The organism is Kaistella soli, assembly GCF_019038595.1.
Lineage (GTDB): Bacteria > Bacteroidota > Bacteroidia > Flavobacteriales > Weeksellaceae > Kaistella > Kaistella soli.
The window spans coordinates 58242-83058 of record NZ_JAHOPF010000006.1 but is presented as its reverse complement, the minus strand read 5'-3'; the positions used below and the strand labels follow the sequence as shown (position 1 = coordinate 83058).

The 24817-nt window shown below is 39.7% G+C and carries 22 protein-coding genes and 1 riboswitch; of the genes, 8 read left to right on the top strand and 14 right to left on the bottom strand.

Annotation, left to right across the window (positions count from 1 at the left end; all coding sequences use genetic code 11):
- Positions 1 to 338 precede the first annotated feature (338 nt).
- The 4 genes from KSK37_RS12415 to KSK37_RS12400 all read right to left on the bottom strand — a co-directional run bounded on the left by KSK37_RS12415 (position 339) and on the right by KSK37_RS12400 (position 4244).
- The gene (locus tag KSK37_RS12415; RefSeq protein WP_217201879.1) at positions 339 to 1406 is read right to left on the bottom strand and encodes a DUF3810 domain-containing protein; all 1068 of its coding nucleotides are present in this window, start codon (positions 1404 to 1406) and stop codon (positions 339 to 341) included.
- Positions 1390 to 2838 (bottom strand): MFS transporter, encoded by a 1449-nt coding sequence (locus KSK37_RS12410; protein ID WP_217201878.1) that lies wholly within the window; start codon positions 2836 to 2838, stop codon positions 1390 to 1392. Before KSK37_RS12410 ends, KSK37_RS12415 begins: the two co-directional genes overlap by 17 nt.
- Before the next feature lie 39 nt (positions 2839 to 2877).
- Positions 2878 to 3603 carry a lysophospholipid acyltransferase family protein gene (locus tag KSK37_RS12405; RefSeq protein ID WP_217201877.1) on the bottom strand — a complete coding sequence of 242 codons (726 nt, stop codon included), beginning with the start codon at positions 3601 to 3603 and terminating at the stop codon, positions 2878 to 2880.
- A 182-nt stretch (positions 3604 to 3785) separates the two neighbouring features.
- A complete protein-coding gene (locus KSK37_RS12400) occupies positions 3786 to 4244 on the bottom strand; it encodes a GtrA family protein (RefSeq protein ID WP_088358582.1) in 459 nt (152 codons plus the stop codon).
- 214 nt (positions 4245 to 4458) lie between these two features.
- Between KSK37_RS12400 and KSK37_RS12395 the strand changes: the two genes are divergently transcribed.
- Complete coding sequence (locus KSK37_RS12395) at positions 4459 to 4719, top strand: hypothetical protein (RefSeq protein ID WP_088358581.1); 261 nt, start codon at positions 4459 to 4461, stop codon at positions 4717 to 4719.
- A 79-nt stretch (positions 4720 to 4798) separates the two neighbouring features.
- On the top strand, positions 4799 to 6220 hold the full coding sequence (locus KSK37_RS12390; protein ID WP_217201876.1) for a CCA tRNA nucleotidyltransferase: 1422 nt from the start codon (positions 4799 to 4801) through the stop codon (positions 6218 to 6220).
- A 70-nt stretch (positions 6221 to 6290) separates the two neighbouring features.
- Here KSK37_RS12390 and KSK37_RS12385 read toward each other — a convergent pair whose 3' ends face one another.
- Both KSK37_RS12385 and ppk1 read right to left on the bottom strand, forming a co-directional pair.
- Positions 6291 to 8204: a TonB-dependent receptor plug domain-containing protein gene (locus KSK37_RS12385; RefSeq protein WP_217201875.1), complete on the bottom strand. Its 1914-nt coding sequence runs from the start codon at positions 8202 to 8204 to the stop codon at positions 6291 to 6293.
- Positions 8205 to 8303: 99 nt separating this feature from the next.
- Positions 8304 to 8471, bottom strand: a riboswitch (cobalamin riboswitch).
- Positions 8472 to 8543: 72 nt separating this feature from the next.
- Entirely contained in the window at positions 8544 to 10613 is a 2070-nt protein-coding gene (ppk1, locus tag KSK37_RS12380; protein ID WP_217201874.1) for a polyphosphate kinase 1, read from the bottom strand.
- Between the two features lie 112 nt (positions 10614 to 10725).
- Between ppk1 and KSK37_RS12375 the strand changes: the two genes are divergently transcribed.
- Both KSK37_RS12375 and KSK37_RS12370 read left to right on the top strand, forming a co-directional pair.
- Complete coding sequence (locus KSK37_RS12375; RefSeq protein ID WP_088358577.1) at positions 10726 to 11322, top strand: Crp/Fnr family transcriptional regulator; 597 nt, start codon at positions 10726 to 10728, stop codon at positions 11320 to 11322.
- Positions 11322 to 12536: a hypothetical protein gene (locus KSK37_RS12370; protein WP_217201873.1), complete on the top strand. Its 1215-nt coding sequence runs from the start codon at positions 11322 to 11324 to the stop codon at positions 12534 to 12536. The genes KSK37_RS12375 and KSK37_RS12370 overlap by 1 nt, the downstream gene beginning before the upstream one ends.
- A 321-nt stretch (positions 12537 to 12857) precedes the next feature.
- Here the strand turns inward: KSK37_RS12370 and KSK37_RS12365 are convergent, their stop codons facing one another.
- The 8 genes from KSK37_RS12365 to KSK37_RS12330 all read right to left on the bottom strand — a co-directional run bounded on the left by KSK37_RS12365 (position 12858) and on the right by KSK37_RS12330 (position 19955).
- The gene (locus tag KSK37_RS12365) at positions 12858 to 13409 is read right to left on the bottom strand and encodes a fasciclin domain-containing protein (RefSeq protein ID WP_217201872.1); all 552 of its coding nucleotides are present in this window, start codon (positions 13407 to 13409) and stop codon (positions 12858 to 12860) included.
- A 116-nt stretch (positions 13410 to 13525) separates the two neighbouring features.
- Positions 13526 to 14293, bottom strand: a complete 768-nt coding sequence (locus KSK37_RS12360) for an ABC transporter permease subunit (protein ID WP_217201871.1) — start codon at positions 14291 to 14293, stop codon at positions 13526 to 13528.
- Positions 14294 to 14348: 55 nt separating this feature from the next.
- Entirely contained in the window at positions 14349 to 15065 is a 717-nt protein-coding gene (locus tag KSK37_RS12355; protein WP_217201870.1) for an ABC transporter ATP-binding protein, read from the bottom strand.
- 51 nt (positions 15066 to 15116) lie between these two features.
- Positions 15117 to 16343, bottom strand: a complete 1227-nt coding sequence (locus tag KSK37_RS12350) for a nitrous oxide reductase family maturation protein NosD (protein ID WP_217201869.1) — start codon at positions 16341 to 16343, stop codon at positions 15117 to 15119.
- Between the two features lie 6 nt (positions 16344 to 16349).
- A complete protein-coding gene (locus KSK37_RS12345; protein ID WP_217201868.1) occupies positions 16350 to 16760 on the bottom strand; it encodes a nitrous oxide reductase accessory protein NosL in 411 nt (136 codons plus the stop codon).
- A 34-nt stretch (positions 16761 to 16794) separates the two neighbouring features.
- Positions 16795 to 17379, bottom strand: a complete 585-nt coding sequence (locus tag KSK37_RS12340) for a hypothetical protein (RefSeq protein WP_217201867.1) — start codon at positions 17377 to 17379, stop codon at positions 16795 to 16797.
- Positions 17380 to 17430: 51 nt separating this feature from the next.
- On the bottom strand, positions 17431 to 19431 hold the full coding sequence (gene nosZ / locus KSK37_RS12335) for a Sec-dependent nitrous-oxide reductase (protein WP_217201866.1): 2001 nt from the start codon (positions 19429 to 19431) through the stop codon (positions 17431 to 17433).
- Between the two features lie 32 nt (positions 19432 to 19463).
- Positions 19464 to 19955: a c-type cytochrome gene (locus tag KSK37_RS12330; protein WP_088358568.1), complete on the bottom strand. Its 492-nt coding sequence runs from the start codon at positions 19953 to 19955 to the stop codon at positions 19464 to 19466.
- 143 nt (positions 19956 to 20098) lie between these two features.
- On the opposite strand from KSK37_RS12330, the gene KSK37_RS12325 reads away from it, so the two are divergent.
- From KSK37_RS12325 to KSK37_RS12310, 4 genes are all read left to right on the top strand, one after another.
- Positions 20099 to 20485 carry a c-type cytochrome gene (locus KSK37_RS12325; RefSeq protein WP_217201865.1) on the top strand — a complete coding sequence of 129 codons (387 nt, stop codon included), beginning with the start codon at positions 20099 to 20101 and terminating at the stop codon, positions 20483 to 20485.
- Between the two features lie 197 nt (positions 20486 to 20682).
- Positions 20683 to 22581: a molecular chaperone DnaK gene (dnaK, locus tag KSK37_RS12320; protein WP_246566581.1), complete on the top strand. Its 1899-nt coding sequence runs from the start codon at positions 20683 to 20685 to the stop codon at positions 22579 to 22581.
- Between the two features lie 141 nt (positions 22582 to 22722).
- Entirely contained in the window at positions 22723 to 23715 is a 993-nt protein-coding gene (locus KSK37_RS12315; RefSeq protein WP_217201864.1) for a hypothetical protein, read from the top strand.
- Between the two features lie 81 nt (positions 23716 to 23796).
- Complete coding sequence (locus KSK37_RS12310) at positions 23797 to 24813, top strand: nucleoid-associated protein (RefSeq protein WP_217201863.1); 1017 nt, start codon at positions 23797 to 23799, stop codon at positions 24811 to 24813.
- Positions 24814 to 24817: the final 4 nt, after the last annotated feature.

The window sequence follows — 24817 nt, the reverse complement described above, 5'->3', positions numbered from 1 at the left end:
ACGGACATTTCTGTTTTAAGTTAAATAATTTTGTTTTATTTTGGTTTTTAGTGAAATTTTTTTTGATAATTTTTTCGGTTTATTTTAAGCATTTTCACAAGCTATCTTTTGATTATCAACAGATTGTTTTACGATAAATAAATATTGTTGTGAATGGCTGTTTTACACTGATAAAACCTGATAAAAATTATTGTTTTTTTTGAAAATTAATTTTGTCAGTTGGAAGATTAATTCTATTTTTACACTGTTTTAATGATGGCGTGAGCTATTAGGAAGACAATAAATTTTTTTTCATCATTTGTGTTTTTAGAATCGTATCGCAAGATGCGATTCTTTTTTTATTGCGCAGTTCTTTCGTATCTCACCAGTAAATCAATAAAATAAGAGTAGGTCACACTTCCTTCCTGCTGGTTGCTTTTCAGGAAAAGATCGTTGGTAAAACCGAATAAAACGTCTAAGAATCCTTCATGTTTTTTGATGAACATTTTTTCGGCCAGACGGTCTCTTTTCATTTCAGGGGAATACTGCCGGAGCACGTCCTTCACAAATTCGGGATTATTTTCAGAAAGCGAATTTAATAACGATTTTAAAACAAAATATTCCGTGCTGTATTTTAAGTCCGAATGTTCTGAATTTTTCCCTAAAAGATAGCCGATAAAATTTGCTTCCTGTTCGCGGGCATAACCCAGCTGATGCGAACTCTCGTGAGCTAAAGTGAACGGAAGGTAAGTGGACGGTAATTCGGCGTTATATTGCGCTTCTGCGGTAAATGGATTATAATATCCCAAAATCCCTGTATAACTCATTATTCCTTTGAATAAACTCGGTTTGAAAGCATTGATTGCGGTGCCGTTTTTATTAATGAATTTCGGAAGTCTGTTCTGATGATAAAGGATTTCAGTTTTTACAGCATTTAAATCATAAGCTTTGAAAACGCCGTTTCGGTCTTCCTTAACGGTTCTTCGGGTTTGTTTGCAAAGGTTTAAATATTTTAAAGCTAAGTTTTTCGTTTCCTCCACAGTAATTTTTCCCTCAGGCAACTGATCGAGAATCGGTTTCTGGAAGTAGAGCATTCCCCAAAAGATCTGGTAAATGAAATAGAGAAGATTCAGTAAAATTAAAAATTTGAGCAGATAAGCCTTCCTGGTTTGCTTTTTTAAGATTTTAATTAAGAGAAAAATCAGTACAAGCCCTAAAATAACATAGAGAATATCTCCGAATGAAAACGGTAACCACGCAAAAACTCGCTGATGAAAATCTTTCTGAAACTCAAAAAACCGCGCAAAAAGACCGGTTATAAATTCAATACGCGAAAAAATATAGAACAAAAGAAATTGGGCAAGTAAAATACCTGCCCAAGTTCTCTTTCTTTTAAAGCTGTCAAATTTTTTAGTGGCCACCTTCATTTTTTACATTATTCAGGTCGATTCCCTGAGCTTTAAGGATTCCGCTTACCCGAACTGCGTAGAACACAAGATAGGCGAAGCAAAGGATTCCTACGATATAACTGAAGTGAATGTTGGTCATGTCTGCAAGCATTCCCTGAAGCCATGAAACAATTCCTCCACCCATAATCATCATAATTAAGTATCCCGAACCCTGATTGGTGTGTTTTCCTAACCCGTTAATGGCTAAGGCAAAAATACAAGGCCAAAGTGTTGAGCAGAAAAGTCCTACACTGGTAAAGGCGTAAACTGAGGTCATTCCGGAAGTCATCATTCCGATTACCAATGCTAAAATTCCCATAGAAGAGAAAATCAATAACATTCTTGCCGGATTTCCTTTGCTCAGAATGTCACACGCGATCATCACTAAAATAATAACACCGTAAATATAAAAATGTGAAAGATCGTGTTTAGCAATTGCATTTACTGCCAGAAAAACACCAAAGGCAAGATAAGGAGCCAAAAATCTCAGGATTTTCTTAAAGCCTGCAGTAATATCAAATGCATCCACCGCACCTGTCCAACGGCCAATCATCAATGAAGCCCAGTATAATGAAACATAAGGAGCAATATCTTTTGTTGAAAAACCTAATGATTTCTCCATATAAGCCGGTAAATTACTTGCTGTGGAAACTTCCACACCTACGTACACGAAAATCGCGATCATTCCCAATACCAGCTGGGGATATTTCAAAGCTGAGGTTCTGTGTTCGCCAGGAACAACGTCGTCGGTATCTTCAGTAATTGTAGGAGTGATTTGCGGAAGTGATGAAAACTTCAGTAAAATAGCCACCAAAACAAAAGCGCCTCCTAATACCATATAAGGAATTTTCACCGATTCAATGCTTGCTTCCGAGTTTGAAGCTGTCGCAGAACCGAAGATCGCAAAAGCAACAATCAGCGGTCCGATAGTGGTTCCTAAATTATTGATTCCGCCTGCCATTGTTAAACGCTGGGAACCGGTTTCTGTAGGTCCGATTTCGATGGCGAGCGGGTTTGCAACAATCTGTTGCAGGGAAAAACCGAGTCCTAAAATAAATAAGCCGGTAATCATTAGAGGGAAAGAACCCATGTTCGCTGCGGGATAAAACAGCAAGGTACCTGCTGCGGAGATTAACAGTCCTAAAATCAAACCGTTTTTATAACCGATTTTATTGACAACATCCTGCTTCAGCGCTTTGGATATAAACATGTAAATCAGAGAACCTACAGTATAAGCAACATAAAATGCCACAGATACCAACTGGCTCTGACTTTGTGTAAGATTAAATGCTTTTTTGAAAACCGGGATCAGAATATCGTTGCTCGCGGCAACAAATCCCCAGAAGAAAAACACGGTTACCAAAGGCACGAATTGCCCCCAATTGGTTTGTTTAGAATAGTTTGTAGACATTTGTTAATATTTTCTTAAAACAAATATAACCATATTTTCTCAATTTGAGTATTCCAAAACTTTTTTTATTTCCCCATGGGCAGAGGCTTTTAATGCATTTGAAGTTTTATTGGGCTCCAAAATATCATTGAAATAAACTTTTACTTTTCCCGGATAGCCTTTCGAAGGATCGAAAGGAAACATTTCCTTCAGCCCAACAAATGAAAAAACAAGCAGGGGAGACTGATGTTTTGCAGCAAGGATAAACGCACCGTCTTTAAAATGATCCAAAATTACTGAGGTATCATCTGGAACGCCGCCTTCAGGGAAGATTACAATGCTGTCGCCTTCCTCCATTCTTTCGGCACACCGGCGGTAAACATCGGCGCGGCTTCTGGCAGAGCTGCGGTCCACCATGACACAGATTCTTTTATAAATCGTCCCGAAAATCGGAATTTTCACCAGCTCTTTTTTCCCCACGTAACAGAGCGGATGATGAGGCATCAGCATACAAGGCAGCATCACGTCCATAATAGAGGTGTGGTTGGAAACAAATACGTATTGCGTGTTTTTATCAATTTTTTTATCGGTCAGTTTTTTCAGTTCGTAACGGAAACCCATCCCGTAAAACATTCCGAAACACCAAATCCGGATAAACTGATAGGCATATTTATAATGTTCCTTTCTGATCGAAAGCAGCAAAACAGGAATTCCGAGGATGATGGTGAGCACCGCTCCCAAGATAACCATCCATCCGCGCCATATATAATTCAGGATTTTTCTCATTTAATACTTTTCAATTTTTAGGAGCAACAAAGGTCATTTTTTACTTTGACAGGCAGACCCGTTTTCACTACTCGCTTTTTTGGCGGCGGCGGAGCCGCCGCCAAAAAAGCTCAGACATACCGTTCAACCGGGGCTAGAAGTAAGGACATTTCTCTGCCGAAAAAATCCGTTATTTCAACCCATTAACCATTAAAGATCACTTTCTTTTTCACCGAATAATTCAGAACCGATACCAGAAGGATCGCCGAAATTTTACTCAGCATTTCCCGGCTGAAAACAAAAAATCCTGCATCTATATTGTCAACAAAAATAAACCGGAAGAAAACCTGGAAGAAAGTAAGACTTAAAATCGTGGAGAAAAACGATACCGACATAAAGTAAGCGAATTCTTTCCTTTTGGAGTGTTTGCCTCTTTCAAAGACAAACCAGATGCTTAAAAAATAATTGGTAAAAATACCGCAGCTTGTAGAAAATATATTACTTAGCGGAAAGTGGATCCCGTGGAAATTATTCTCCTGCGAAAAAATCTGGGGCAGATAAACACTCAGTATTTTGAAAGAGCCAATCTCTACAGCAGCACTCAAAGCGCCGGCAAAGATGAAAAGCAAAACCTGTTTCTGTTTCAGTAAAAGTTCTTTCATATTTAATCTTGACTGCAAATTTATAACTATATGTTAAACAATTAGAATTCTTGTTAAATTATTTTTTTATTACAGATTAATGTCTAATTTTATTTTCCCAAAACGAAATACTCACTGATAAGATTTTCATTTTCAACCGGTTGCGAGAATGGTAATTTATCTTAAAATACCGAATGACAAACATCTTTTTTAAATTCCTAACAAAAGCATTTCCATGAATCCACCGAGAAAATATAGAAAATTCACTCCCCAACAGAAAAAAATTGAAGATTTAGAAAAGCAGAGCCCGCTGTTCAAAAGAATCTATTCCGAATATGAATTGATGTCCGACGAATTATGGGATCTTGAAAACAGTGATGTTACTAATATACCTGATGATTTTTTAAACGCTGTCAAACTGCAGACCGAATATCTGGAAGAGGAGATTGATGACTGGCTGATCAACAAAAACAGCGCACCGCAACCCAATACTTAAAAATAAGAACCTATAGAAATATAGGTTTTCTATTTTAATTATCTTTGCAAAAATATTCCGGTCCACGGATTTCCAAAGTATGCTGATCAATCTCAATCAAAATAAAAATTTCAAATTATTTAAAATCATTTCTGAAGTAGCAGAAAACAACGGCCAGACGGTTTTTATCGTTGGCGGTTATGTCCGCGATCTTTTAATGAAAAGAAAAGTTCCGACGGATATCGATTTCGTTACGGAAAGCAATGGGATGGATCTGGCAAAAGCAGTGGCTGCAGTAATCAATCCGAAGCTAAAAGTTTCAGTATTCAAAAATTATGGAACGGCCATGTTCAAGCATGACGGCTTGGATCTGGAATTCGTCGGCGCCAGAAAGGAGAGTTACTCAGAAGATTCCCGAAAACCTTCCGTAGAAACCGGAACTTTAGAAGATGACCAGAAACGCAGAGATTTCACCATCAACGCACTCGCTATTTCCCTGAATAAAAGTAATTTCGGCGAACTGATCGATCCTTTCGACGGGATTTCCGATATCGGGAACAAAATCATCAGAACTCCTCTGGAGCCAAGCCAAACCTATTCTGACGATCCTTTGCGGATGATGAGAGCGATTCGATTTGCTTCGACATTAAATTTTGAAATCGAAGAACACTCACTTCAGGCCATACAAAAAGAAGCTGAAAGAATCAAAATCGTTTCCATGGAAAGGATTATGGTGGAGTTCAACAAAATCATGCTATCAGAAAAACCTTCTCTCGGTTTAAAGCTTTTGGAAGAAACCGGTCTTTTGCCTCTTATTATGCCTGAATTAACCGCTTTGCGGGGCATTGAAGAAGTGGAAGGACAAACGCATAAAGACAATTTCTGGCACACGCTGGAAGTGGTGGACAATATTTCCAAAAACACCGAAAACCTTTGGCTCCGCTGGGCAGCGCTGCTTCATGACATCGGAAAAGCACCAACCAAAAAATTCCTGGAAGGAAGCGGCTGGACTTTCCACGGACACGAGTTCGTAGGTTCGAAAATGGTGAAAAGTCTTTTTTACCGGTTAAAACTTCCGCTCGGCAGCGATATGAAATATGTTCAGAAGCTCGTGAAGCTTTCATCACGGCCAATTTCTTTAATCGATGACGGAACTTCAGACTCCGCGCTGCGACGGCTGCTTTTTGATTCCGGTGACGATCTGGAAGATCTTTTCACGCTGTGTAAGGCGGATATTACCACAAAGAATTCTTCAAAACAGCAGAAGTTCAAGAAAAATTTTGAATATGTTGCTCAGAAAATCAAGGAAGTGGAAGAGAAGGATCAGGTAAGGAATTTTCAGCCGCCGATTTCCGGTGAGGAAATTATGGAGCTTTTCAACCTGAAACCCGGAAGAGAAATCGGGATTTTAAAGGAAAAAGTAAAAGAAGCAATTCTGGAAGGCGAAATTGCTAACGACAAAGAGGAAGCCAAAAATTTTGTTATTAAAGAAGCAGAAGTTTTGGGACTGAAGCCTGCTTAAATATATAAAATTCGGGCGCGGCAAAGCCGCGCCCGAATTAATTTTCAAGCCAATAAAGAAATCCGGTTTTTTAGAACTGATAATTCATTCCTACGGAGAAATTTCTGGGTTTCGTGGTAAATCCAATCACATCGACATATGACGTGTTAAAAAGATTTCCGATATTCAGATAGCCTTCAATTTTGGAATTTATTTTCTGGTTGATGTTTAAATTGAAAAGATTAAAGCTGTCAAGATCTACATTGTCGACCGAAAAAGTTGCGGAATTATAATAAGAATCCGTTCTTTTTGAAACAAACTGATGGTTGAAATTTACACGCGTTGTTTTAAAAGGAAGAACTTCGATATAAGAATTGATGCGCTGTTTTGGCTGTCGCAACATGGTTTCCTTTCTGTCTTTTTCAACAAAACTGAAATTTCCGCCCATGCTGATGATTTCGTTCAGTTTATAATTCAGTCCCAGTTCAAAACCTTTTACTTTATTTTCGTCAACATTTCTGAACTGTCCCGCATAAGTAGTAAAATCTACCGTCTGGTAAGCAAAAGCATCTTTTTCCTGACGCTGGAAAAGGCTTGCATTAAACACAATGCTTCGGTCTTTTTTTCCTAAACTCAAATCAATTTCGTGGGAAAAGTTGGTTTCAGGTTTCAGATCGGAATTCGGTAAAACGTAAGGAAGCGAACCGTAATTCTGATAAAGTGTCGGCGCAATAAATGCCGTAGAATATGAATATCCCACTTTGATATAAACCGTTTCCAGTTCGTGTAAAACATACGGATTAATGCTGTAAACCCAATGATTACCGAACTTGGAATTGTCCGTCATTCTTGTTCCGGCATCCAAATGCAGAAACTGATACTTAAAATTAAAATTCGCGAACGCATCAAAAGAATTCAGTTTGGTGTCATTGATATTCAGATCTTCCTGCAGCGCAGTTCCGCCCCACGGAAGCGATTTCGCACCCATTTTTTGATTTTCCCACTGCACTCCCGCGGTGAAATTGATGTTTTCGCTGATTTTATAATGATTGAATAATTCAGTGAAGAAATCTCTTCCAGAATAAGAAAACTGATCCTGATATCCGCCGCTGGATAAATTCTGTCCTAATCTTTCATTTCCGGAAAATCTTGTGTTCAAAGTAATCTCCCCGTTTCGGTATTTGAAATTAGCATTTCCCCCGATATAAGATTGCTTATCATCGGCACGGTAATTTCCGTCGGTAAAAGCACCTTCGTCATAACTGAAAAGATGGTGATTCCATCCTCCATTGATGTTGATGTTGAAATTGTCTGTGCGGTAGCCAATATTTGCACTCACGTTCTGTTTCTCAAATCCGTCTTTTTCAAAATCTTCACCTTCCGCTGAGGAAAGTCCCTGAGATTTCTCGTTAAATCCTGAAACCTGATAACTGAACTGATCAATTTTTCCTTTTACCAAAGCATTTTGGGAGTAAGTGGAGAACGAGCCTGCCTGCGCTCCTAAAATTCCTTCTATATTTTTTACCGCAGACTGTTTGGTTTTAATATTAATTACAGAAACGGTCGCATTGCTTCCGTATAAAACTGAAGACGCACCGTTCAGAATCTCGATGCTTTCTACATTTTCCAAAGACATCAAACGCAGATCCGCCACGTTGTAATCATTTCCGGTTACGTCTTTCATTGGAATTCCGTCGATAAGAATCAGCACATTTGCACTTTTTCCGCCACGGATTTTTATGGATTTCGGTTCCTGGCTGTTGTTGAAATTTCCACCGATCTGAAAGCCCGCAACCTGATTTAAAACCTGCGGCAGATCCTGTCCTTTGTGTTTTTCCAGATCTTTGGCGGTAATCAGCTGTACGTTTTTTCCGGTTGCGTAAAGCTGCTGTTTGGTTTTGGAAGCAATGGTAACTTCTTCAATCTGGGTTTCGTTTTCCTGTTGGGCAAAAATGTCTGAACTTACGACAAGCAGTGCTCCAACAAAAATTAATCTTTTTTTCATTAAAATTAAATTGAGTTAAAGGTTTACTTATCGGAAAAATGTAGGTAAAAATACTGAACGGAACATTCAGCAATTCACGACTCTTCCTCCGAAAGCGTTTAATAATTGTGCTTTTAGCAAGGTCTCCTGACTTTCACATTGTTTCACCTTCCCGTTTCCAGTGGTTTTTATTGAAGCAATTTTAGTTATGTGATTTACAGTTGCGGGGACAGTTCACGTTTTTCGCGTGATTCCCTTTTCTAAAAGTGCTGCAAATGTAGCGTTTTAATTAGGAATTGTGAAGGAAATACTGGTAATAAAAAATGAAACCTGAGATCAGCTCAGGTTTCATCAAAAAATCTACTCCTTCGGAATTTTGTTTTTTAAATAGTGATAGGTTTCAATCTGTGACCGGAATTCTGTTTTTCCTGCGTTCACGTATTCGTTCCGTAATTTTTTATCGAGAATTCGTGCCTTTACATTATCATTTAGCTGAATTTCCAGAAGGTCTTTCACTTCTTTTTTGAGATTTTTCTGGGTGATTTTTGCGGCGGCTTCGATACGGTAATCGAGGTTCCGCGTCATCCAGTCGGCAGAAGAGATGTAAATATCTTCGTTCCCTTTATTGTAAAAATACATCACCCGCGCATGTTCCAGATATTCGTCAACAATACTGATGGCCTGAATTTTCTGCTTAAAATCTTTCTGGTTAACAGCACAGTAAATTCCGCGGACGATGAGTTTTATAATCACTCCCGCCGTTGCGGCTTCATATAATTTTTCGATAAGAGACCGGTCGCTTAATGAATTGGTTTTAATTATCATTTCGGCTTTGCGTCCGGCTTTGGCCTCTTCGATTTCCCGGTCGATATGAAGGATGATTTTTTCGCGCATAAACTGTGGGCAAACCAAAAGGCTTTTACAGGATTTAAGAGCGGCCGTAATATCGGTTTTAGGTTTTCTAAGGACGTTGAAAACTTTGTTGATGTCTGCCATGATTCCTCTGTCCGAAGTCATCAGCAGGTGATCACCATAAATTTTCGCGGTCTTTTCATTAAAGTTTCCTGTACTTACAAAACCGTACTGAATCGTTTTGTTGTGAACCCGTTTTTTAATAACACAAAGTTTGGCGTGTACTTTTTTGTTCGGTATTCCGACCAGCACTTTCACGCCTTCCTGCTCCAGGATTTGTTTCCATTCGAGGTTGCTTTCTTCATCAAATCTTGCGCGGAGTTCCAGCATTACGGTGACTTCTTTTCCGTTTCTCACCGCATTGATCAGTGCGTTTACAATTTTTGAATTGCTGGCCAGGCGGTACGCGGTGATCTGTATGGATTTCACATCCGGATCCATCGCTGACTCGCGCAGTAAATCAATGACCGGAGTGTACTTATGATAAGGGAAAGTAAGCAGAATATCGGTTTTCTGAATGACATCTGTTACTCTTTTATTCACCAGTTCGGGGTGGTCGAATGAAGTCCTCTCTTCCGGTTTGGTGTAGGTTTTAAAAACCTCGGGAAAGTCCATAAAATGACGGAAATTATGAATTTTTCCGCCCGGAATAATGCTGTCTTTCTTGGTTAAATGAAGTTTTCGGATTAAAAATTCGAGCAAAGCTTTATCCATTTCCCGGTCGAAAACAAATCTTGTAGGTTTCCCTTTTCTGCGGGACCTGATTCCTTTTTCTATTTTTTCCGCAAGGGTCGTTTTAATATCGTTATCAAGATCAAATTCCGCATCTTTGGTCACTTTAAAGCAGTGTGAAACGAAATCGTCATATCCGAAATAAGAGAAAATATGCGGCAGATTGAAGGCAATAACATCCTCCAGCAGCATCACGTTTTTCTCATTTTTATCCTGAGAAGGAAGCAGGACAAATCGGCCAACGACGCGGGAAGGAATTTCGATAATCGCGTATTTGCTTTCGTAATGAAATTCTTTTTTCCGCATTGCGATTCCCAAATAAAGCGATTTATCGCGCAGATAGGGCATCGGTGAGTTTTCGTGAAGCAGAATAGGGATTACGTTACTTTCTACTGTTTCATCAAAATAAGCGCTGACGAATATTTTCTGCTCTTCGGTGAGGTTAGCAGCGGTTTTAATGAAAATTTTCTGATCAGCCATTTCAAGCTGAATTTTCTTCCAGGTCTTGCTGAAGTTCTGCTGCTGTTTAATAACGACTTCATTAATCTGCTGCAGAATTTTCGTCGGCTGCTGATAGAAAGATTCAGTGATAAATTTATCTTTAAAATCCATGGCACGTTTAAGACCAGCGACTCTTACCCGGAAAAACTCGTCAAGGTTATTCGAAAAAATTCCCAGAAAACGGATGCGCAGATGGAGCGGAACATTTTCGTCCATCGCTTCCTGCAGCACTCTTTCGTTAAAGGCAAGCCAAGTGACGTCTCTTGGGTTAAACTGATTCGACATGTTATTGAATTGGTAAATATTGGCTCAAAAATAAGGAATTTAAACATGATTAATGAGTGTTATCATGGGATGGTTAATAAAATTTTGTTAAATTTGAGAAAAAGTAAAAAAGATGTTTTCAAAGGAAATTCTATTACAAAATAAAATTCCGAATCTTCATCTGAAGAGGAAGGATGTCCTGTTCAGGGAAGATCAGAAAGCGTTAAATCTTTATTATTTGCTGGAAGGGGAAATAAAAATTTATAATACAGATTCTGAAGGCAAAGAATTTTTGATCAATAAAGTCACCGATCACCAGTTTTTGGGTGAGCCGCCCTTTTTATTGGGTGAGCGCTACCCGGCAAATGCGATTATCGCGAGTGAAAGGGCCAGAATCTTCAGTTTCAGTGAAGAACTTTTTAATACTTTCATGGCGGAGAATCCGGATATTCTGATTCAGTTCACCAAAGAAATTGCGAAAAAAGCTTATGATAAAACCCTGAAGCTGAAATCTATCGTTCATCAGTGTCCCCACGAAAGAATTCTGAATTTCCTGAAAACCCATAAAAGACACCTGGGAATAGAACCCGAAGACAAAACCATTATCGAAGTGACCAGAAAGGAAATGGCCAACTCAACGGGACTGGCTGTGGAAACAGTAATAAGGACGGTGAAAAAAATGGAACGGGAACAGAAAATAGAACTTATCAATCATAAAATTTATTTCTAATGCAGCGGACTTTCCTCTTGAAATTTTCAGTTTTTAATTTTCTTTTGGTCGCTTTTTTGGGCGTCATCATGCGGTACAAAATCGTTTATTCTTTCCCTTTTCTTGATCAGAAATATTTACAGGAAGCGCATTCACATTTTGCTTTTTATGGCTGGATTACCAGTACTGTATATGTTTTGATGACGATTTATCTCAGCAAAGTAAATCCCGAAATTCCGCTCCGGAAATATAAAACATTAATCACTGTAAATCTCGTGGCTTCATTTGCGATGCTTGGGGCTTTTATGTACGGCGGCTATTTCTGGGCTTCTATCGCGGCTTCTACGGTGGCTTTACTCTGCAGTTTCGTATTTGCTTATTTCTTTTTTAAAGACTCAGTAAAAATTAAAGATGCTTCAAAAATCTGGTTTCGCGCCGGATTGTTTTTTGCCGTAATTTCTTCTCTCGGAGTTTTCAATTTAAGCTATATGATGAGTTCGCACAGGATGTCACAGGACATTTATCTGGCTTCTCAATATTATTATCTGCATTTTCAGTACAACGGGTTTTTCATTTTTGCGTGTATCGGTTTTCTTCTTTTTTCATTGAAGCAGGCAGGTTCTGTGATTCCGGAAAAGGAAAACAATCGGCTGTTCTGGTTAATGTTTTTCGGCTGTTTAGTAGGCTACGGGCTTTCTGTTCTGTGGATGAAACTTCCTGTTTTTATTTTCGGAGTCATTGTTTTGGCTACTTTGGCTCAGACTTTGGGAACGGTAAAACTGTTTGATTTTGTAAGAAAAAGCTGGGCGAATCTGAAAGAAAAATGGTCGCCTCTGCAAAGGTTTATTCTGCTGTTTGCGGGTCTTGCATTTGCTGCGAAAATTTTATTACAGCTGGGATCCAATATTCCCGCGCTGAATCAGTTTGCATTCGGTTTCAGAAATGTGGTGATTGCTTATCTGCATTTGGTACTGCTGATGTGTGTTGCTGCTTTTCTTATGAATCAGATTCTGCTTACTGGTTATTTTAAAATGACAAAAAGGCTTCTGTTGGGAGTGAAACTGCTTCTCCTGGGAATTTTTCTCAATGAATTGGTTTTAGGTCTGATGGGAATTATGTCCATCAAATATATCTCCGTTCCGTACGCGAATCATCTGCTTCTGTATTTTTCCTTGCTAATGCTGGTTTCTCTGTCCGTGATTTTCTTCAGTTTGAAAAGCAGGGAAGAGCAATAACTTATCTAAAAGAGGTCGCTCCTACGGAGCTCATTTTACATAGAATTGGGATCATTTCTACAAAGTGTTCGCTCCTACGGAGCTTGCTTCAGAAACGGTTTTCAGCAAATTTAAAACCAAGAAGAATAGTAAATTAATTCGGATTGTTTCTACAAAAGTGTTCGCTCCTACGGAGCTCGCTGTAGAAGCTGCTTTCAATAGAGGTAAAACGAAGACAGAATAGTAAAGTAAATTTGAATTAAGATCAAAAAAAATGGCTTTCAAAATATTTTTGAAAGCCATTTCAACATTAAATTTAAAAACTAAAGATCACTATTTTTTTTATGGGATTAAAACTTCATCAATGGCGTAGACAATTCCGTTTGAAGCCGGAACAGTAGCTACAATTTTAGCTTTTCCGTTGATAACAGGTTTTCCGTCTACGATGGTGATTTTGATGTTTTTTCCGTTTACCATTCCCAGACTTTGTCCGTCAGACATGTTTTCTTCTTTAATAACACCCACGTAAGTGTGATAGCCCAGAATATCGGATAAATCGTTGGCTTTTTCAGGTTTTAAAAGCCCTTCTACGGTGCCTGCAGGAAGTTTGTCAAATGCAGAATTCAACGGGGCGAAAACCGTGAAAGGACCGGCATTGCTGAGAGAGGTCGTTAAACCTGCTGCCTGCACTGCTGTTACCAGCGTGGATAAATCAGGGTTTTTTGAGGCCAGCTGTACAATATTCGGGTTGGAATCATCATCCTGAACTCCTTCCTGTCCGTGAGCAGCTGCTTCGGTGGCGGTTTCAGGATTTACACTGGTTACTGTTTCGTTCTTTTTACAGGAAACAAGGGCAAATCCAATGATGCCCAGAATAAGGATTGACTTTTTCATCTGCTATAATTTTTTATAAATTTACAGTGAACTTATGACAATCTGTATGACTGAAATCATATTTAATGATTTGATAATGTGATATTTATCAGTTTGTAAGGGAATTGAAAATCTTTCTATAAATCCTTTCTGTTGAATTTAATCAAAGACAGAACAAATGGAACGGTTGCCCAAATCAATAACACCAACATTGAAATTCCCATGCCGCCGCCGGAACCGAAAACCTGCTGAAAAACCGCCCCGGAATATCCCAACATTGCGGAAATATTCAGCTGAAGCAATACGAAAATGCGGGACAGGCCGACAGGATTTAAACCTGCAAGTGTTGCCATAATTCCTTCAATAGGATAATCCGCAAACTGGAACATCAGAACCAGCAGCATTCCGTCGTAAATAATGCTGAAGAAGAGCCAGATAAAAATAGAAATCCCGATTCCTTTTGCGCGGTCGCGGCTTATAATCGCGGAGAGCATCGCAAATGAAGTGAAAATAACGGAGAGTAAAATTCCGATAATAATGAGTGAAAACCCTGTCTCAATCGAAGAATACAGCAATATCGGAATCCCGCATCCGATAAGGAATGCCAGAACCAAAGCCGTGGAAAGTCCGAGAAATATATTGAACCAGATTTTCACCCGGGGAACAGGCTGGCTGAGCAGCAGTTCGATAAACTGGCTGCTGTTGTACACGTAAATGGTCGAAAACACAATGCTTACCAAAGGAATAACCAGTAAAACGACATTCAGTAAACTCAAGGTCGCTTTCGTGTAATTGCTTTCAAGGCCGAGAACCGACCAGGAAATGATGAAAAGCAGAACGGTATAAAAAATAACGGTTTTGTTTTTTAAAATATCAAAAAGGATGAAGCGTGCAATCTTATTCATGGTATGTGGTTAAAGCCGGGGATTAGTTTTCTAAACAATTAAATACAGTGATGAATTATCTGTTTTTCATTTCTTTTAAAATACTGATGATGGAGTCTGAAATTTTGTCTGAATTGGTGTCGGTCATGAGTTCGGAAACTGATTGCTGTACAATGATTTTTCCTTCGTTCATGAAAACAATTTCGCTTACAATATCATCCAGCTCACTGAGAAGATGCGAAGTGATGATGATGAGTTTTCCTTTGTTTTTCTCTTTGATGATCTTATTTTTCAGAATCTCTGAAGCCAGCGGATCAAGGCCGGCAGTAGGTTCGTCAAGAATAATAATTTTCGGATCGAACATAAAAGCCAGCACCGCGCTTACTTTCTGCGTTGTTCCGCCGGAAAGGTTGCCCATTTTTTTATCGTAGATTTTTTCAAGTTCAAAATCTTCTACCAGTTCTGTATCCAGATGCGTTTCCGAAATTTTGCGGGTATCTTTGATCATTCTGATGGTCTGCTCAATGGTCATGTTTTCCGGATATCTTCCGATTTGCGGCATGTACCCGATATCTTTGCGGTAAAGATAATCGTCTTTTACGCTCTTTCCGTCCACCAGAATATCGCCGTTTTCCACAACATTTAAACCTAAAATACACTTGATCAGTGTGGTTTTTCCGCAGCCGTTGGGACCAATCAGTGCGATGGATTTTCCGTTGGTAAATGAAAGGTTCAGACCGTCCAATGCGGTGAATCTGTTGAATTTTTTAGTTAGGTTTTTTATTTCTATCATGTCAGGAGGTCAGGATGTTTTTTTGTGGGATGGACAGAAAATTCTGCTTCTTTACAGTTTCACTTTCTTCATTAAAGGCTGCTCGTCCACGAAATTTTCGGGCGTTAAACTGGGGATTATTTTTTCGGTTCTGTCGAGAAGATCGACGAAAAATGTTCTAAAAAGAAGCATTACCGACGGATTGTTTTCCACCAAAACCGAGTATAAGCTCAGCGGATGAAAGGGGACGTCGCCAATTTTGTCTTTATCAAGGTCATAACCTTCGTATTTGTCCCAGTAATTTCTTTTGAAATCGTTCATGGTCATCGATCCGCTTGTGCTTACATCGAAAGTGTTGTTGACGAAATTATTGTTGATGATTTTATTTTCCATACAGTTGGAATTGATTTTCATGCCCCAGCCGTTATTTTCGAAATCATTTTTTAATAAGTCCACTTTGGTCGCGCCGTCCAGGAAAATAGCTGTCGTATTGTTATGGAATCTGTTGTTTTTAATTTTACTGAAAGAAATATCTTTCAGCAGCAAACCATAATTGGCATCGCCCCAGTTGTTGATGAAATTATTTCCCACCATTCCCACGTTATTACTGTACATCACGGCAACTCCCGCGTTGTTATTATCAAAGGTATTGTTCACATACACATCATCATTCGACGACATGAAATGCAAACCATATCTCAGATTTTTTTTGGAATAATTATGGTAAATATAGGAGTTAATGACTTTTTCGAGGTAAATGCCGTCTTTATGACCTTCAATATAATTGTTTTTAATCCAGATTTCTTCGCTTACCCAGGCGTGGATTCCGTCCCCGCTTCCTTCCTGTGAAGTGGCGCGTGTTGAGGTAATCCGGTTATTCTGAATCAGACACCGGTAACCGCGCTGTATATAAATCCCGAAATAATTGTTTTCGAAAATATTGTTTTCTACCGTTGAATACTGGCTGTTGTAAAGCCTTACCGCACCGATGTTTTTTATTTCGTCTTCACCGGAATTGATGATTTTAAAACCTTTAAGTACAATATTGTTCGCGCGGAAAGACACAATTTCATATTTCATCTGTCCGTCCAGAACCGGTCTTCCGATTCCGATGAGCGACAGCGGTTTGGTGATGCTGATGTTGCCTTCTCTGTAAACGCCGCTTCCCACTAAAATACTGTCGCCACTTTTGGATGCGGCGACAGCTTGTTTGATGGTTTTAAACTGTTCGTTTTTTCCCACTTTCAGAACCTTTGAGAAGATAAAGACAGGAAAAAACAAAAACAATAATCTGAACATAATAACTTATTTAATGATACTTGCGCCAAGAGCTGCTGCGGCTTTCTGTGCTGCATTTTTGTCCTGGAAAGCCTGGGTATTGCCGCCCATCGGAGATTTTATGCTTCCTCCTTTAACCAGCGTAGCTTTGGATTTCTCCAGAAATTTTCCTGAAGGTGCGTCAATGACGTAGGTTTTCGCATTCTTCGCTTTATCAGGATTAGAGCTTTCATACATGGTCATACAGTTGAGGTCATCAAATTTGTAGGCTCTTCCTTTGTCGGTCAGCAGTTCAGCGGCATATTTTAATTCGGTAATCGTCATTTTGCAGTTGTCGCACTGGTCTTTCCCAAGAAGGAAATCTCTGGGACCGCTTTTCTGACATGACATTATAGCGAAAACTGACGCTGCAATGATTAAAGTTTTGGTGAATTTCATATGGTTAAAAATTTAGTAATTAATAATTGAAAACTTAGTCTGTTTTGGGTTTTCTGAACTCAATAAATGCTAAGATAACCAAAATAACAGCAACTCCAAACATGATACTTCCCCCAATATCAGGATAAGAATACGCACCGAAATTCAGGAGCTGTTTGAAACCGATGAGCGGCGGCTGATACGACATGCCCGGAACTACAATGGCCGCATTCGGATCAAGGTTGTGACCGTAATCGTACTCCCAAAGCCAAAAATCAACCATAAAGGCCACCCCGAAAATCAGGAATAAAACTGCGGTGATGTAAAGCCATAATTTTTTGTTCAGCCAGGCTGCAATAAAACAAAGCACAGCGAAAAATCCCAAAGCATAAGGAAGAATATGGAATTCCCAGAAATCTTCCTGATGAATGGTTTTCATACCAATATAATGGTTCAGTCCGTTGATGATCTGATAGTCTCCGGTAATTTTGTTGGACCATAAGAACATTGATAAGCCTTCAGGGTACTGCGGAGCCTGAAGATAAATGGCCCACATGGGCACGAAGATGGAAATCACCAGACCGATTCCGCAAACGGCTAATGCAATTCTTGAGATTTTGTGTAATGAATGAGTTTTCATTTTCTGTAGATTAAAAAAGGGCAGAAATCTCTGCCCTTTAATTTCTGAATTTTATTTAGATTCTCCCGGTTTCACTGGGCTTTGTGCATTGTCCTTTTTATTGTTTAACGAATAAATTAAAGGGGTGCTGCTGCCTGCAGGCGAAACTCTTACATAACCCTGCATTTCCTGGTGCAGTGCGCTACAGAAGTCGGTACAGTACATTGGATACATGCCTGCCTTTTTAGGAACCCATTTCAGGGTGCAGGTTTCTCCAGGCATAATCAGGAGTTCGGCATTCTGGTTTCCTTTGATGGCGAAACCGTGTGGCACATCCCAGTCCTGTTCAAGATTGGTTACATGGAAGTAAACTTCGTCACCCACTTTAATTCCTTCAATATTATCCGGTGCAAAGTGAGAACGGATGGAAGTCATGTAAACATGCACTTTGTTTCCTTCTCTCACCACTTTACTTTCCGCTTCGCCTTTGGTGGCATAAGGGTGTTTGTTGTCTCCGATTTTGAAGAATTTCACCTGATTTTTAGAAATCATGTCACCAGGAAGAGCCTGAGCATAATGGGGTTCACCAAATGTCGGGAAATCCAGCAGCAGTTTCATTTTGTCTCCGCTGATGTCGTATAACTGTGCAGACTGTGCCAATTCCGGACCTGTTGGCAAATATCTGTCTTTGGTAATTTTGTTATAAGCTACCAGATATTTTCCGAAAGGTTTTGCAGAATCACCGCCAGGAATCATTAAGTGACCTACGGAATAGAATGTCGGTTGTCTGTCGAGAACTTTCAGATCTTTGATATTCCATTTCACTACTTCTGAAGATACGAACATCGAGGTATAAGCATTACCTTTTCCGTCAAACTCCGTGTGAAGCGGTCCTAAACCTGGTTTTTGAACTTCACCGTGAAGTGCGGCTTCATATTTAATTACTTTTACACCGTCATATTCTCCGGTAAATGCTTTGTCAGCAATCGCTTTCTGAATTTTATCGAAACTGAAAACAGGGATCAGTGCAGCCAGTTTACCTGAACCTACGATATATTCACCTGTAGGATCTACGTCACATCCGTGAGGAGATTTAGGACATGGAATTAAATACATTGCATCCTGCATATCCTGTACTGAAAGTACGGTAACTTCTTTCTGCATGGTAGAGGTCGCACTGTGGGTGCTTTCATCCCATTTATTGTGGGCGTATTCAGTGATTACTTTTCTTCCTTTTCCTGCTTTGGCAAGTTCAGCTGCTTTTTTCCAGTTTACTGCCATGATGAAGTCTTTGTCATTTTGTGACGCGTTTACTTCAAGCAGGGTGTTGGCTTTTTCAGAATTATAGCAGGAGAAAAAGAACCAGTCGCCGGACTTTCCTTTTCCTGCATGGGAAAGGTCAAAATTGATTCCCGGAGCTTCAATCTGGAAAGACAGGTCCATGTCGCCATTTTGCTGATTGATTCCAATGAAAGAAAGTACTCCTTTAAAATTTTCTTTGAATGAATTAATTGGAACATCGCCGTTCACATCATCTGTAGGAACTGCAAAACGGGTACCTGCCACAACATACTCTGTATTTTCTGTGAGGAAAGGAGAGGAGTGGTTTCCGGCAGAATTCGGGAGTTCCAGAATTTCTACCGTTTTGAAAGTTTTAAGATCAATTCTTGCTACACGCGGAGTGTTGTTGGCGTTTGCGAACAGCCATCTTCCGTCTACTTCTCCTTTAGTCTGAGAAAGAGAAAGGTGGTGTTGGTCATCCCAAGGAATAAATCCGTGAGAAGTTTCAAGCATTGGTTTGGTTTCTTCGCTGTATCCATAGCCGTTTTCAGGGTTTTGGGCAAATACCGGAAGCACTTTCAGCAGTCTTCCGCTCGGCAAGCCGTATACGTTGACCTGTCCGTTGAAGCCGCCACTTACAAAGTTATAAAACTCGTCGTACTTTCCGGGAGCAACATAAACTTTTTGTGCAGCATCGCCGCTTACGGCGTTTTCAGTACCTTTTGGTTTACAGCCTGTCAGCGAAGTTAGGGCAACGATGGCAGAGAGTCCAAATAATTTAAGACTTTTCATTATGTATTTGATTAAGTTTTCTGGTTAGGAAATTATTTTGCGCCGTCAATTTCGCGCATGTACTCAAGGATTTCTCTTGCTTCAGTATCATTAAGCCCTTGGTTCGGCATTCTTACCAAACAAAGTTCCAGCTGTTTCTGTAATTCAGGATCTACATCAATCATTGGATCAGGGTTGGTGATGAAGTTCATAATCCACTCAGGGGTTTTTCTCTGGGTAACGCCTTTCCATCCCGGACCAACTAACTTTTCTTCTGTAGGTTTGTGACATGAGGTACATTTTACTTCTGCTACTTTTTTACCGGAGGCAGCAAGTGCAGGATCAAATTTACTTACATCTACATTTTCATGCTTGCCGAGTCCTCTGTTAGGATCATACGCATTGGCGTCGGCAGGTGCAGCAGCAGTAGCGGTTGTAGTTTCTGTAGTGGACGCTGTAGGGATTGAATCTGTTTTCTTATCGCCTCCACATGCGATAAGTGCAAAAGTGAGCATTGAGAATGCAAAAGTCTTTACTGTTTTCATATTTTAATTATTTATCTATCAAAAGTAGAGATATTTTGTTTCACGGGCGTATGATCCCAGTCATACACTTAATATGACTTTTATCGCGAAATTTGTACAGTAAGATTAAGGAAGATTAAATAATTTTGATAAAAAATAAAACAATGAATAAGTACTTGATAATTTGCTCATTAATCGCAGTTGCATCATGCAGTAAGAAGCCAATTGATCCTAATAAAGAAAGCAATGTAATGCTGGAAGAACCTACCTTAAAAGTAGTGGATTCTGCAGCAGCCGGCAAACATGAAGGTCTGGCGCTTATTGAAGGTGCTGACTGCCTTACCTGTCACAAAATTGACGCTAAACTGGTCGGTCCATCTTATCAGGATGTAGCAGCCAAATATACGGACGCAGATATTGATAAACTGGCAACCAAAATTATTGAGGGCGGAAAAGGAGTTTGGGGAGAAATCCCAATGTCACCTCACACCGGAATGAGCAAAGACAATGCTAAGAAAATGGTAGAATACATCTTAACCATGAAGAAATAACTGTAAATTTAACTGTTTTCATTGGGACATCTTATCATCGTGGTAAGGTGTCTTTTTTTTAGTATGAAAACGTATAATTAATGATTCATTTTTTACAGTAGCCAACAGTAGGTGTGTCAATTTGTCACTATTTATTCCTTGGTATAAAATTGGAGAAAACCATTTCAAATAAAATTAAAATTAAAAATATACATACTATGAGTAAAATAATTGGAATTGACTTAGGAACAACCAACTCATGCGTTGCCGTAATGGAAGGTAAAGATGCAGTGGTAATTCCTAACGCGGAAGGTAAAAGAACCACCCCTTCCATCGTTGCTTTTACTGAAGACGGTGAAAGAAAAGTAGGGGATCCTGCCAAAAGACAGGCGGTAACCAATCCTACAAAAACTGTTTATTCGATCAAGAGGTTTATCGGTACCCATTTTAAAGATGATGCCAATGAGGTATCCAGAGTACCTTACACCGTAGTAAGCGGACCTAACGATACAGCAAAAGTAAAAATTGACGACAGAGAATATACACCACAGGAAATTTCTGCCATGATTCTTCAGAAAATGAAGAAAACAGCTGAAGATTACCTTGGCCAGGAAGTGACAAGAGCGGTAATTACTGTTCCTGCTTACTTTAACGATGCCCAGAGACAGGCAACGAAAGAAGCTGGTGAAATCGCTGGACTTACTGTAGAAAGAATTATCAACGAGCCTACGGCAGCTGCCTTGGCTTACGGAATGGATAAAGCGCATAAAGATCAGAAAATTGCGGTTTACGATTTAGGTGGAGGAACTTTTGACGTTTCTATTCTTGACCTTGGAGACGGAGTTTTCGAAGTATTGTCAACAAACGGTGACACGCACTTAGGAGGTGACGATTTTGATGATGTGATCATCAACTGGATGGCAGACGAATTTAAAGCTGAAGAAGGTGTTGATTTGAAATCTGACGCTATCGCTCTTCAGCGTTTGAAAGAAGCTGCTGAAAAAGCTAAAATTGAATTGTCTTCTGCTTCCCAAACAGAAATTAATCTTCCCTATATCACCGCTACTGCAACAGGACCGAAACACATGGTGAAAACCCTGACAAAAGCGAAATTCGAGCAATTGTCCGCTGATTTGGTAAGAAGATCAATGGAGCCTTGTAAAAAAGCGCTTTCCGATGCAGGTCTTTCCATTTCAGATATTGATGAGGTAATTTTGGTAGGAGGTTCTACAAGAATCCCGATCATTCAGGAAGAAGTGGAGAAATTCTTCGGTAAAAAACCTTCAAAAGGAGTAAATCCGGATGAGGTAGTAGCAATTGGAGCTGCAATTCAGGGGGGTGTTTTAACAGGAGATGTAAAAGACGTTCTTTTATTAGACGTTACACCGCTTTCTTTAGGAATCGAAACCATGGGTTCTGTATTCACTAAATTAATTGATGCGAACACCACCATTCCAACCAAAAAATCTGAAACGTTCTCAACCGCAAGCGATAACCAGCCTGCAGTTTCCATCAGAGTAGGACAGGGTGAAAGACCGATGTTTAACGATAACAAAGAAATCGGAAGATTCGATCTTTCTGATATTCCGCCTGCACCGAGAGGAGTTCCGCAGATTGAAGTAACTTTTGATATCGATGCGAACGGAATCCTTCATGTTTCTGCAAAAGATAAAGGAACAGGAAAAGAACAGTCGATTAAAATTCAGGCGAGTTCAGGACTTTCTGATGACGAAATCCAAAGAATGAAGCGTGAAGCTGAAGAAAACTCTGCAGCCGATGCGAAGAAAAAAGAAGAAGTTGAAGTATTCAATAAAGCTGACGGATTAATTTTCCAGACTGAAAAACAGCTGAAAGAATTCGGCGATAAACTGTCTGCTGACAAAAAAGCAGCTGTAGAAGCAGCACATGCAGAACTGAAAACTGCGTTTGAAGCGAAAGACTTCGAAAGCGTAAAAACCAAAACAGAGGCTTTAGATGCAGCCTGGATGGCCGCTTCCGAAGAAATGTACGCAGCAGGACAGCAAGGTCAGCCTGGTGCAGATCCTTCTCAGGGAAATCCTGGAGGAAATGCAGGTGCTGAAGATGTTCAGGATGCTGATTTCGAAGAAGTGAAATAATTTAATAAACCTTGAAGGTTTAGATATAGAAATCCCCAGTCGAAAGCCTGGGGATTTTTTTGTGTAAAGTCAATGCAGGTGGAACAACAGTGACAGGGACAGTCTCAAAAATATTTCCTTATTTTTATAAAAATTTAAAAAATGACTTGGTTTGAAAAACTGATGGGCTTTGAGGAAATTTCTCCTGAAAATGTCCGGGAGAATATTGAAATCGACGGTGAGAACATGATCTCTAAAGCGAACGGAAAATCTTACCGCTTTGGAAAGCTTGAGGTTGCAACTTTGAGGGATTTACAGCGTAAAATCAATCTCCGGGATTTTGAAGGAAAAATATCCTTGTCGGAAACAGTTGGAAATGTCGGCAGATTGCATTGTTCTCCGGAAAATAATAAAGCGGTTTTTCAGGCAGCCTCACAGTTTAACCTGCTGGAAATGGTGCATCCCAGTGTCACTCCTGAAAAGGGGGTGGGGATTTATGAAAATGATGCCACCCAGGGACCGGCCTGTGCGATTGCCTGTGGCGCGGGAACTATTTTCAGGAATTATTTTGTACCTGTCAATGGACATGTAGGTCAGACAGAACACCATCAGATCAATTGTCTTTCCCTATTTGAGGATTTTTTCGATAATGAAAAATCCAGGGTATGGAGCATGAGAAATGGTTACTGTTATCCCACTGCACAGGGTTTGGAAAGAATTAATGCTCAGATCGCCGCGATGGATGACAGTGAAAGAGAAAGCCTGAAAGGCAAACTGAAAGTGGGAATCCAGTGGAATACCGAGGTCACCATTGCCCATACAGATCAGATGGTCAGTCAGGTTTATTGCTCAGCACTTCCCATCGGATATGTATCCGGGATTCCGGAACAGCTATGGGAAAATCTTGCACGGATTATTTTAGAAGCCACTTATGAAGCCACCTTTTATGCCGCATTAATCAATTTAAAGAACGGAGGTTCCAGCAAGCTTTTCCTCACACTCGTTGGCGGCGGGGTCTTCGGAAATAAAACCGAATGGATTCTGGATGCCATCAAAAATTCAGTTCAGAAATTTAGAAATAAAAATTTGGAGGTCAGTGTAGTAAGCTATGGGCAGTCAAATAAATTGGTGACGAAAATGATTGATCATATTTAAAAATAATCCGACCGAAACCCGTAAAAAATTTGTGACCGTCCTGTTTAAAATTATCTTTGCAACTTCATTTAAAACTTAAAAATGCTCTCAAAAATAATCGTCCACAAAGTAGGAAACAGAATCAATCAGGAATCCCTAATCCTTTCTCAGGAAGAACTTCAGCTCGATGAGGAAATGAAGGAGCTTCTGCAGGATTTCTTCCTTAAATCCTTTAAATCTGAAGAACAGTTCCGCTTTTACAGTGATACCTATTTAGTTAATAATCCGGTGTACAGCTCGGTCTCAGAAATTTTTGAAGACAAGGCCAAATTCGTGTACGAAGCGGAAAATATCGCGCAGCATCTTTATGATGTGGCGGAAAATCCGCGTGTACAGAGCGGCGAACTTTTCATCGTTTATTTTGAAGGCGAAGAAAATGCAGACGGAAATAAAATCGATTATATCGGTATCTTCAAAACTGAAAATAAAAATCCTTTCCTCAAGATTTTCCCGCAGGATGAGGCTTTCACGATCGAAAAAGATTATGGCACAGGACTTGCAAAACTCGACAAAGGTGCCCTGATTTATAACAGCAGCAAGGAGACCGGTTATGCCGTGTCAGTGGTGGATAACAATAAGAACGGCGACATGTATTACTGGTTCGAGGATTTTCTGAAGGTGAAACAGCGCGATGATGAATATTTCCAGACTCAGGAAACCCTTACGGTTTATAAAGAGTTTATCACCAAGCAGCTTCCTCAGGAATTTGAAGTGAGTAAAGCAGATCAGGCGGATTTCCTTAATAAATCCATCAACTTTTTTAAAGAAAAAGAGACCTTTGATTACGAAGAATTTACCAAAGAAGTGTTGGAGGATGAGCAGGTAATTGAAAGTTTCAGTAATTTTAAATCCGATTATGAGCAGGATATGCAGGTGTCGATCGCGGAAGATTTCGCCATCAGCGAAGCAGCGGTGAAAAAACAGAGCCGCGGTTTCAAAAGCGTTATCAAACTGGATAAGAATTTCCACATCTATGTGCACGGAGACCGGAAGATGATCGAGACCGGGCAGGATGAAAAAGGGAAATATTACCGCCTCTATTTTGAGGAGGAGAAATAAATTA

Excerpts from the sequence above, each read along its gene's own strand:
- KSK37_RS12415 (WP_217201879.1), bottom strand. The coding sequence starts at position 1,406 with ATGAAGGTGGCCACTAAAAAATTTGACAGCTTTAAAAGAAAGAGAACT.
- KSK37_RS12410 (WP_217201878.1), bottom strand. The coding sequence starts at position 2,838 with ATGTCTACAAACTATTCTAAACAAACCAATTGGGGGCAATTCGTGCCT.
- KSK37_RS12405 (WP_217201877.1), bottom strand. The coding sequence starts at position 3,603 with ATGAGAAAAATCCTGAATTATATATGGCGCGGATGGATGGTTATCTTG.
- KSK37_RS12400 (WP_088358582.1), bottom strand. The coding sequence starts at position 4,244 with ATGAAAGAACTTTTACTGAAACAGAAACAGGTTTTGCTTTTCATCTTT.
- KSK37_RS12395 (WP_088358581.1), top strand. The coding sequence starts at position 4,459 with ATGAATCCACCGAGAAAATATAGAAAATTCACTCCCCAACAGAAAAAA.
- KSK37_RS12390 (WP_217201876.1), top strand. The coding sequence starts at position 4,799 with ATGCTGATCAATCTCAATCAAAATAAAAATTTCAAATTATTTAAAATC.
- KSK37_RS12385 (WP_217201875.1), bottom strand. The coding sequence starts at position 8,204 with ATGAAAAAAAGATTAATTTTTGTTGGAGCACTGCTTGTCGTAAGTTCA.
- ppk1 (WP_217201874.1), bottom strand. The coding sequence starts at position 10,613 with ATGTCGAATCAGTTTAACCCAAGAGACGTCACTTGGCTTGCCTTTAAC.
- KSK37_RS12375 (WP_088358577.1), top strand. The coding sequence starts at position 10,726 with ATGTTTTCAAAGGAAATTCTATTACAAAATAAAATTCCGAATCTTCAT.
- KSK37_RS12370 (WP_217201873.1), top strand. The coding sequence starts at position 11,322 with ATGCAGCGGACTTTCCTCTTGAAATTTTCAGTTTTTAATTTTCTTTTG.
- KSK37_RS12365 (WP_217201872.1), bottom strand. The coding sequence starts at position 13,409 with ATGAAAAAGTCAATCCTTATTCTGGGCATCATTGGATTTGCCCTTGTT.
- KSK37_RS12360 (WP_217201871.1), bottom strand. The coding sequence starts at position 14,293 with ATGAATAAGATTGCACGCTTCATCCTTTTTGATATTTTAAAAAACAAA.
- KSK37_RS12355 (WP_217201870.1), bottom strand. The coding sequence starts at position 15,065 with ATGATAGAAATAAAAAACCTAACTAAAAAATTCAACAGATTCACCGCA.
- KSK37_RS12350 (WP_217201869.1), bottom strand. The coding sequence starts at position 16,343 with ATGTTCAGATTATTGTTTTTGTTTTTTCCTGTCTTTATCTTCTCAAAG.
- KSK37_RS12345 (WP_217201868.1), bottom strand. The coding sequence starts at position 16,760 with ATGAAATTCACCAAAACTTTAATCATTGCAGCGTCAGTTTTCGCTATA.
- KSK37_RS12340 (WP_217201867.1), bottom strand. The coding sequence starts at position 17,379 with ATGAAAACTCATTCATTACACAAAATCTCAAGAATTGCATTAGCCGTT.
- nosZ (WP_217201866.1), bottom strand. The coding sequence starts at position 19,431 with ATGAAAAGTCTTAAATTATTTGGACTCTCTGCCATCGTTGCCCTAACT.
- KSK37_RS12330 (WP_088358568.1), bottom strand. The coding sequence starts at position 19,955 with ATGAAAACAGTAAAGACTTTTGCATTCTCAATGCTCACTTTTGCACTT.
- KSK37_RS12325 (WP_217201865.1), top strand. The coding sequence starts at position 20,099 with ATGAATAAGTACTTGATAATTTGCTCATTAATCGCAGTTGCATCATGC.
- dnaK (WP_246566581.1), top strand. The coding sequence starts at position 20,683 with ATGAGTAAAATAATTGGAATTGACTTAGGAACAACCAACTCATGCGTT.
- KSK37_RS12315 (WP_217201864.1), top strand. The coding sequence starts at position 22,723 with ATGACTTGGTTTGAAAAACTGATGGGCTTTGAGGAAATTTCTCCTGAA.
- KSK37_RS12310 (WP_217201863.1), top strand. The coding sequence starts at position 23,797 with ATGCTCTCAAAAATAATCGTCCACAAAGTAGGAAACAGAATCAATCAG.